The sequence below is a fragment of the Actinomadura sp. genome, assembly GCF_044508335.1.
Classification (GTDB): domain Bacteria; phylum Actinomycetota; class Actinomycetes; order Streptosporangiales; family Streptosporangiaceae; genus Spirillospora.
This window is the reverse complement of record NZ_JBIQHY010000005.1, coordinates 107,031-115,035: the sequence shown is the minus strand read 5'-3', so window position 1 is coordinate 115,035 and position 8,005 is coordinate 107,031. Positions and strand designations below refer to the sequence as shown.

Annotated in this window: 4 protein-coding genes; 2 read left to right on the top strand and 2 right to left on the bottom strand. The window is 71.1% G+C overall.

Annotated features, from left to right (window positions below; all coding sequences use genetic code 11):
- Nucleotides 1-270 precede the first annotated feature (270 nt).
- Together ACIWVC_RS03800 and ACIWVC_RS03795 are read right to left on the bottom strand one after the other, a co-directional pair.
- Entirely contained in the window at nt 271-2,007 is a 1,737-nt protein-coding gene (locus tag ACIWVC_RS03800) for a glycoside hydrolase family 6 protein (protein WP_396448557.1), read from the bottom strand.
- Between the two features lie 85 nt (nt 2,008-2,092).
- Nucleotides 2,093-3,610 (bottom strand): cellulase family glycosylhydrolase, encoded by a 1,518-nt coding sequence (locus ACIWVC_RS03795; protein ID WP_396448558.1) that lies wholly within the window; start codon nt 3,608-3,610, stop codon nt 2,093-2,095.
- 288 nt (nt 3,611-3,898) lie between these two features.
- Between ACIWVC_RS03795 and ACIWVC_RS03790 the strand changes: the two genes are divergently transcribed.
- Together ACIWVC_RS03790 and ACIWVC_RS03785 are read left to right on the top strand one after the other, a co-directional pair.
- Nucleotides 3,899-4,933 (top strand): LacI family DNA-binding transcriptional regulator, encoded by a 1,035-nt coding sequence (locus tag ACIWVC_RS03790; protein WP_396448559.1) that lies wholly within the window; start codon nt 3,899-3,901, stop codon nt 4,931-4,933.
- A 121-nt stretch (nt 4,934-5,054) separates the two neighbouring features.
- Nucleotides 5,055-7,976: a glycoside hydrolase family 48 protein gene (locus ACIWVC_RS03785; protein ID WP_396448560.1), complete on the top strand. Its 2,922-nt coding sequence runs from the start codon at nt 5,055-5,057 to the stop codon at nt 7,974-7,976.
- The last annotated feature ends 29 nt before the right edge of the window (nt 7,977-8,005 follow it).

The following is an 8,005-nucleotide window of genomic DNA, read 5'->3' as shown; positions in this document are numbered from 1 at the left end:
TGGGGCGCGTTGCGTCAGCCGCGGAACGAGCCGAGTCCGGATGCGGGGCGCGCCGAGTCCGGATGCGGGGCGCGCCGAGTCCGGATGCGGGGCGCGCCGGCCCCGTGTGCGCGGCGCGCCGGGTTCGCCCTTGGGGCGCGCTGGTTTCGCTCGTGAGGCGGGCGGACGGCCTGTTCCGGGTCGCGGTCCCCGGCTCGGTTCGGCGGCGTCTCGGGGACGAGAAGAGGCCCCGTGACCGGGAGCGGGTCACGGGGCCTTTTCCTCGGAGGGTTACTGGACAGGCGGGTAGGCGTTCTGCAGCAGCTCCTGGAACTGCGCGGAGAACCAGTGCCCGGACAGCGGCGCGTTCGGCAGGGCGCCGCTCATGTGGTTGTTGTTGCGCGGGTTGCCGGTGTACGTGGGGTCGCACATCCGGTCGAAGCCCTTGCCCTCGTCGTTCGGGATCTCCTCGCTGGCCCCGTCCGACTCGCCCGGAGGCTTGATCCAGACGTAGGCGTCGATGCCCTCCGCGGGCGCGGCCTTCGGCCGCTCACCGAGGCCCGCGCCGGCCTGGTTGCACCAGTTGCCGAGGTGGATGCGCCGGTCGATCCGGCTGCCGTCGACGTAGGCGTTGACGTCCGTCTGCGGGCCGGGCCCGGTCGGGCGGTCGGAGCCGCCCCAGCCGTTGCGGCTGGTGTCGATGAGCATGCCGATGCCGGAGTCGAAGCCCTTGCCGATGAGCTCCTGGCGGAACGCCTGGGCGTAGGACAGCTCGTCCACGTACCGGTTCCAGTCCACCCACGTCGACTGGCGGACCGACGTGCCGTTCACCGAGTCGTTGATGGAGAAATAGGGCTCCTTCGTCGCCCCGTAGTTGGCGGTGTTGGTGATGAACCCGGCCACGTTGTTCTTGGAGCCGGACATGTCGGCGGTGTCGGCGAGCAGCTGCGCGGTCGGGCTGAAGTTGTCGTCCCAGCCGATCCAGCCGTGGTGGCCGATGTCGATGTAGTTGTAGACGTTCGACAGGGCGCCGAGCTTCTGCAGGGCGTAGGCGATGCCCTTCTCGTAGTTGCCGTTCGCCTTCATCACGTCGCAGTTCTCGGTGGCGGTCGGCCGGCTGCCCGTGTTGGTGACCAGGTTCGGCAGCGAGTCGATCTCCACGACCGTGACGATCCGCAGGTCGGCGTACTTGGAGTCGCCGAGGATCTCCGCGATCGGGTCGATGAAGTCGGTCTTGTACCGGTCGAGCTCCGTCGGGCCGAGCTCGCCGTTGGAGGCCAGCGCGGAGCAGTCGCGGCCGGGCAGGTCGTAGACGACCAGCTGGATGACGTCGGCGCCCTGGTCGAGCGCCTCGTCCAGGTGGTCGCGCAGGCCCATGCCGCCGTTCACGCCGTTGATCGCGGCGATCCGGTCCAGCCACACGCCGGTCGGCTGGTTCGCGACCGCGGAGCCGCCGGGCTCGGCGGCGGCGTGCGCGGACCATTCGGGGTTCACGTACACCTTCGCGCCGGCGTAGGGGTTGTCGACCCGGTCGCCGTCCGGCGGCGGGGTCACCGGCGGCGTGGTGGGCGGCTCGGAGTCGTCGTCGCCCGTCGAGCCGTCGCACACCGTCCCGTTCAGCTTGAACTGGGTGGGCTTGTCGTTCGAGCCGGAGTAGGTCCCCTGGAATCCGGGGGTGGCGGACGCGTTAGTGCCGAGCGTCCCTCCCCAGCTGGGGTTCGTCACGGTGACGTGCTTGCCCGACTGGGAGAACGTGCCGTTCCAGCCGTTCGTCACCTGCTGGTTGCCGGCGAAGTCCCACTCCAGCGTCCAGCTGCTGAGCGGGTCGCCCAGGTTGGTGACCTTCACCTCGGCGGTGAAGCCGCTGCCCCAGTCGTTGACGGTGTAGTCGACGGTACAGCCGGCGGCCGCGCTGGCCTGGGCCTGGGCCAGCGCGACCGTGCCTGAGGCGAGCAGGACGGCCGCCGCGGCGGCCGATACGCCGCGGCGCCGGGCGCCGGGCCTCCTGCGCGCAGGGGGGTGCTTCATGCGGGTTTCCTCCATCTGGTTGAGCGGATCTCTCTTGCCGGAGGGGCAGGGGACGTGCCGGGAGGGTCGGTGGCGTGCCGGAGGGTCAGCCGGCGGACCGCAGGTGGTCGCGGAGCCCGGCGCCGTAGGCGGTGGGGGTGCCGTCGTACGAGCTGATCAGGGAGGGGCCGGAGGAGCAGTCCCACGTGTTCCACGTCCAGCCGAGGTAGGACGCGCCGTGCTGGTCCAGCCAGGCCATGAGCGTGTCGGTGTAGGAGTGGCCGCAGGTGTTCTCGCCGATCTCCCCGGCGACGAGCGGGACCTGCTCGGCGACGGGCGCGAGCTGCTGGTCCCAGCAGGACGCGTCCTTGCAGTAGTTGAAGTTGTAGGAGTGCCAGGCGGCGGCGAGGTTCCCGGTGGGGTCGGAGGGCTTCTGCGCGAGCCACTGGGACAGGTCGTTGGAGTAGCTGCTGCCGGCGGCCATCACCACGTTCTGCGCCCCGGTGGAGCGGACCGCGTCGAGGAGGTCCTGCATGCCGGCGGCCTCGTAGGTGAGGCCGGTGCACTCCGCGCCGCCGTCGCGCCAGCACTTCCACGACTGGGCGTAGTCCATGACCTGGAGATTGTTCGGATACGGCTCGTTGAAAAGGTCGAAGACGACGGCCGTGTCGTTCTTGTAGGCGGCGGCGACCTGCCGCCAGAACTCGGGCGCGTATTCGGCGTCCGGCATCGGCTTCTGGCATTCGGCGTTCGCCGTGGCGCAATGGTTGTCATTCCCGGTCCACAGACCGTGGCTCCAATGCAGCTCCAGAATGGGCGTGATGCCGTTCTTTTCGAGAAGGGCGACGTAGTCGCCGACCGCCTTCTGGTAAGCCGCCCCCCGGTAGGCCGGGTCGACGTTGGACAGCCCCAGCCAGCAGTCGGAGTTGAGCGGCACGCGGACGGCGTCGGCGTTCCAGCTCCTGATCGCCTCGACCGAGGCCGCGTCCATCGGGCCGTCCCAGATGCCGTTGCCCTGGACGCACGCGAACTCGCCGCCGGACCGGTTCACCCCGCGCAGCCGCACGGTGCCGCCCGAGGCGTCCACGAGCCTGTTGCCGGAGACTTCCAGTTCCGGCGCCGCCCCGCCGGGCGGGGGAGTGGTCGGCGGGGTGGTCGTCGGCGTCGTCGGCGGTGTTTCGGACGGTTCCGTGTCCTGGTTGCAGGCCGTCCCGTTCACCGCGAAGTCGGTGGGGTCGTCGTTGGCGCCGCTGTAGCTGAACTGGGCTCCGGCCTGGACGGCGCCGCCGGTCGGGAGGGAGCCGTTCCAGCTCTCGTTCACCACGGTGACGGTCTGGCCGGACTGCGACCAGCGCCCGTTCCAGCCGTTCGCCAGGCGCTGGTTCCCGGAGTAGGAGTACGTCAGCGTCCAGCCGCTGACGGCGGGGCCGCGGTTGGTGATCGTGACGGCTGCCGTGAAGCCGGTGCCCCAGTCGTCGGTGCTGTAGTCGACCTGGCAGGCGACGGCCGCGTGGGCGGCCGGCGCGCCGAGCACGGCCCCCGTGCCCGCGACGAGCGATCCCGCCGCGCAGACCGCGCCGGTGAGCGCGGCGATGGCGGCGGTACGCGGGGAGGGCGATCTCATGGACCTTCGCTTTCACGTCGGATGTTTCAGCTTGGGAGCGCTCCCACTCCTGGACTGCGGTGAACGTAGAACGGGCCGGACGCGACATGGAAGACCTGTTCCATTCCTTTCACGGATTTTCACGGCGGCTCGCGCGCGCGATGCCGGGCGGAGGGATTTCCAAAATCCGCCTGGCCTGTGACACTTGACACAATCGGCGTCCGATCCGATTCTTGGGAGCGCTCCCACTACTCCCCGACCCGGTCCACCCCGCTAAGGCCCGGGAACCCCCGAAGGGAGTGCCCAAGCGTGACCCTCACCCACCCCGAAGACCCCGCCCTCCCCGACCGCCCCCCGACCCTCGCCCACGTGGCACAGCTCGCCGGCGTGTCGCCCGCGACGGCGTCCCGCGTGCTCAACGGCTCGGCCAGGGTCAGCCGGTCGGCCCGCCTCCAGGTCGAGGCGGCCGTCGAGCGGCTCGGCTACGTCCGGCGCCGCAGCGGCTCCCCCGACCGGGAGTCCTCCGGCACGATCGCCGCCGTCGTGTGCGACGACGCCTGCCGCGTCCTCGGCGACCCGTACTACGCCCGCCTGCTGTGGGGCGTGCGGCGCGAGCTGGACGGCCGCGCGCCGCTCGTCGTCCTCATGGCCGGCCGCCCGGACGAGTGGCGCGCCACCGCCGGCTACCTGCGCGGCGGCCGGGCCGAGGGCGTGCTGCTCGTCGGCGCGCGCCGCGACCAGGTCGCCCCGCTCGTGCAGGCCGCGTCCGGCGCGCCCGTGGTGCTGGCCGGGCGCCCCCTCGACGAGGTGGCGCTGCCGTACGTCGACGTCGACAACAGGGGCGGCGCGCACGCCGCCGTCCGGCACCTGCTCACCACCGGCCGCCGCCGCATCGGCACGATCGCCGGGCCCGCCGACATGGGCGCGGCCGTCGACCGGCTGGCCGGCTACCGGCTCGCCGCCCGGGAGGCCGGGATGGGCGTCAACGGGCTGGTCTGCCAGGGCGACTTCGGCCGGCTGTCCGGCGAGCGCGCGATGCGCCGGCTGCTGGAGCGCCGCCCGGACGTCGACGCCGTGCTGGCCGCGTCCGACCAGATGGCGGTCGGCGCGCTCAGCGCGCTGCGCCGGGCCGGCCGCCGCGTGCCGGACGACGTCGCGGTCGTCGGTTTCGACGACGCACCCGTCGCCCGGCAGGTGCGGCCCCGGCTGACCACCGTCCGGCAGCCCGCCGAGGACCTCGGCGCCCGGCTCGCCCGCGAGCTGCGCGCCTGCACCGGCGGCCGGCCGAACACCGAGCGCGGCGTCGTGCTGCGCACCAAGTTGATCATCCGGGAGTCCGGCTGACGGCCCCGGTCTGACGCGCGTCCCGTCCCGGGCGCGCCCCTTGAAGGGACGCCACCGCCGGAGTCCGCCGGCGGTGGAGCCCGTCATGCCCGCACGGCGGGCGACTCAGGAAGGAACCGATGTGAGAAGACGGCAACGATGGCGCGCGCTCACCGCCGTGGGCGCGACGCTGACCCTGCTCTGCGGCGGCCTCGGCGCGCTGGCGCCCGCGGCCTCCGCGGCCGCCGCGTGCAAGGTCGTCTACACGAAGAACGACTGGGGCAGCGGCTTCACGGCGAGCATCGACATCACCAACCAGGGCGACGCGCTGGACGGCTGGACGCTGAAGTACTCCTACTCGGGGAACCAGCGGCTGGCCAACGGCTGGTCGGGCAAGTGGTCGCAGTCCGGGCAGGACATCACCGTCCAGAACGAGAGCTGGAACGGGTCGCTGGCCAGCGGGGCGACCCTGAACATCGGCGCCCAGTTCACCTACAGCGGGACGAACGCCGACCCGACGGCGTTCACGCTGAACGGCACGCCCTGCAACGGCAGCACGTCCGCGCCGAAGGTGACGCTGACCAGCCCGTCCGCCGGGGCGACGTACTCGGTGGGCGCCTCGGTGCCGCTCGCGGCGACCGCGACCGCCGGGACCGGCGCGTCGGTGTCCAAGGTCGAGTTCTTCGACCAGGACGGCTCGCTCGGCGCCGACACCAGCTCCCCCTACAGCCTGAACTGGACGCCGTCGGCGGCGGGCGACTACTCGATCTACGCCAAGGTGACCGACAGCGCGGGCGGGACGGCCGAGTCCGAGCCCGTGGGCATCACGGTGACGGCCGAGGCGAGCATCGTGGCGAGCCCCGCGACGCTGACCGTCGCGCAGGGCTCCACGGCCACGTTCGCGGTGAAGCTGTCGGAGGCGCCGTCCTCCGACGTCACCGTGACGACGACGCGCACCGCGGGGAACAGCGGCCTGTCGGTGGCCGGCGGCGGGACGCTGACCTTCACCCCGCAGAACTGGTCCACCGCGCAGAACGTGACGATCGCCGCGGACGACTCCGGGACGGGGCAGGCGACGTTCACCTCCTCCGCTGACGGGTACGCGGCGGCCGAGGTCACCGCGACCGAGGTGGCCACCGGAGGCGACACCTACACGCAGCGGTTCCTCGACCAGTACAACAAGATCAAGGACCCGGCGAACGGGTACTTCAGCCCCGAGGGCATCCCGTACCACTCGGTCGAGACGTTCATGGTCGAGGCCCCCGACCACGGGCACGAGACCACGTCCGAGGCCTACAGCTACCTCATCTGGCTGGAGGCCATGTACGGCAAGGTCACGCAGAACTGGGACCCCTTCAACGCCGCCTGGGCGCTGATGGAGGAGTACATGATCCCGACCCACGCGGACCAGCCGACGAACTCCTTCTACGACCCGTCCAAGCCCGCCACCTACGCCGCCGAGCACCCGCTGCCGAGCGACTACCCGTCGCAGATCGACGGCAGCATCCCGGTCGGCCAGGACCCGATCGCGGGCGAGCTTAAGTCCGCCTACGGCACCGACGACATCTACGGCATGCACTGGCTGCAGGACGTCGACAACGTGTACGGCTACGGCAACACGCCGGGCGGCGGCTGCGAGGAGGGCCCGGACGCAGACGGCCCGTCCTACATCAACACCTACCAGCGCGGCTCCCAGGAGTCGGTGTTCGAGACCGTCCCGCAGCCGACGTGCGACAAGTTCGCGTTCGGCGGCACCAACGGCTACCTGGACCTGTTCATCAAGGACTCGTCCTACGCCAAGCAGTGGAAGTTCACCGACGCCCCGGACGCCGACGCGCGCGCCATCCAGGCCGCGTACTGGGCGAACGTCTGGGCCGACGAGCAGGGCAAGGCCGGGGACGTCTCGGCGACCGTGGCCAAGGCCGGCAAGATGGGCGACTACCTGCGGTACTCGTTCTTCGACAAGTACTTCAAGAAGATCGGCGACTGCTACCCCGCCTCGTCCTGCCCGGCCGGGTCGGGCAAGAACAGCGAGCACTACCTGCTGTCCTGGTACTACGCGTGGGGCGGCGCGACCGACACGAACGCCGGCTGGGCCTGGCGCATCGGCGACGGCGCCTCGCACTTCGGGTACCAGAACCCCCTCGCGGCCTACGCGCTGGTGAACGACCCCGCGCTCGCGCCCAAGGGCTCGACGGCCAAGTCCGACTGGACCACGAGCCTCACCCGGCAGCTGCAGCTCTACAAGTGGCTGCAGTCCGCCGAGGGCGGCATCGCCGGCGGCGTCACCAACAGCTGGGAGGGCAGCTACAGCACCCCGACCACCGGCCTGACCAAGTTCTACGGCATGGCCTACGACTGGCAGCCCGTCTACCACGACCCGCCGAGCAACCAGTGGTTCGGGTTCCAGGCGTGGTCGATGGAGCGCGTGGCCGAGTACTACCAGGTCACCGGTGACTCGAACGCCAAGGCCATCCTCGACAAGTGGGTGGACTGGGCGCTGTCGGAGACAACCGTCGACCCGTCCACGGGCAGCATCCAGATCCCGTCCACGCTCAAGTGGACCGGGCAGCCGGACGCCGACTGGTCGTCCTCCAGCGGCATGCCGCCCGCGAACGACGACCTGCACGTCTCCGTGCAGGACTACACCAACGACGTCGGCGTGGCCGCCGCGTACGCCAAGACCCTGACGTACTACGCGGCGAAGTCCGGCGACGACGACGCCAAGCAGGCCGCCAAGGACCTGCTGGACGCCATCTGGAAGCACACCGACAGCAAGGGCGTCTCGGTGCAGGAGACCAAGGCCGACTACTCGCGCGTCCTGGACCCGGTCTACATCCCGTCCGGCTGGACGGGCACCATGCCCAACGGCGACCCGATCAACTCCAGCTCGACCTTCATGTCCATCCGTTCCTTCTACAAGAGCGACCCGGACTACCAGCGCGTCATGGCGTACGCCAACGGCGAGACCTCGACCGCACCGGTGTTCACCTACCACCGGTTCTGGGCGCAGGCCGACGTGGCCCTGGCCATGGCCGACTACGGCCGGCTGTTCAACGAGTGACCCACCCCAACGGGCCCGTGGCGGCACCC

Bases quoted from the DNA above. Each gene is read 5' to 3' on its own strand.
- ACIWVC_RS03800 (WP_396448557.1), bottom strand. From the start codon at position 2,007: ATGAAGCACCCCCCTGCGCGCAGGAGGCCCGGCGCCCGGCGCCGCGGC.
- ACIWVC_RS03795 (WP_396448558.1), bottom strand. From the start codon at position 3,610: ATGAGATCGCCCTCCCCGCGTACCGCCGCCATCGCCGCGCTCACCGGC.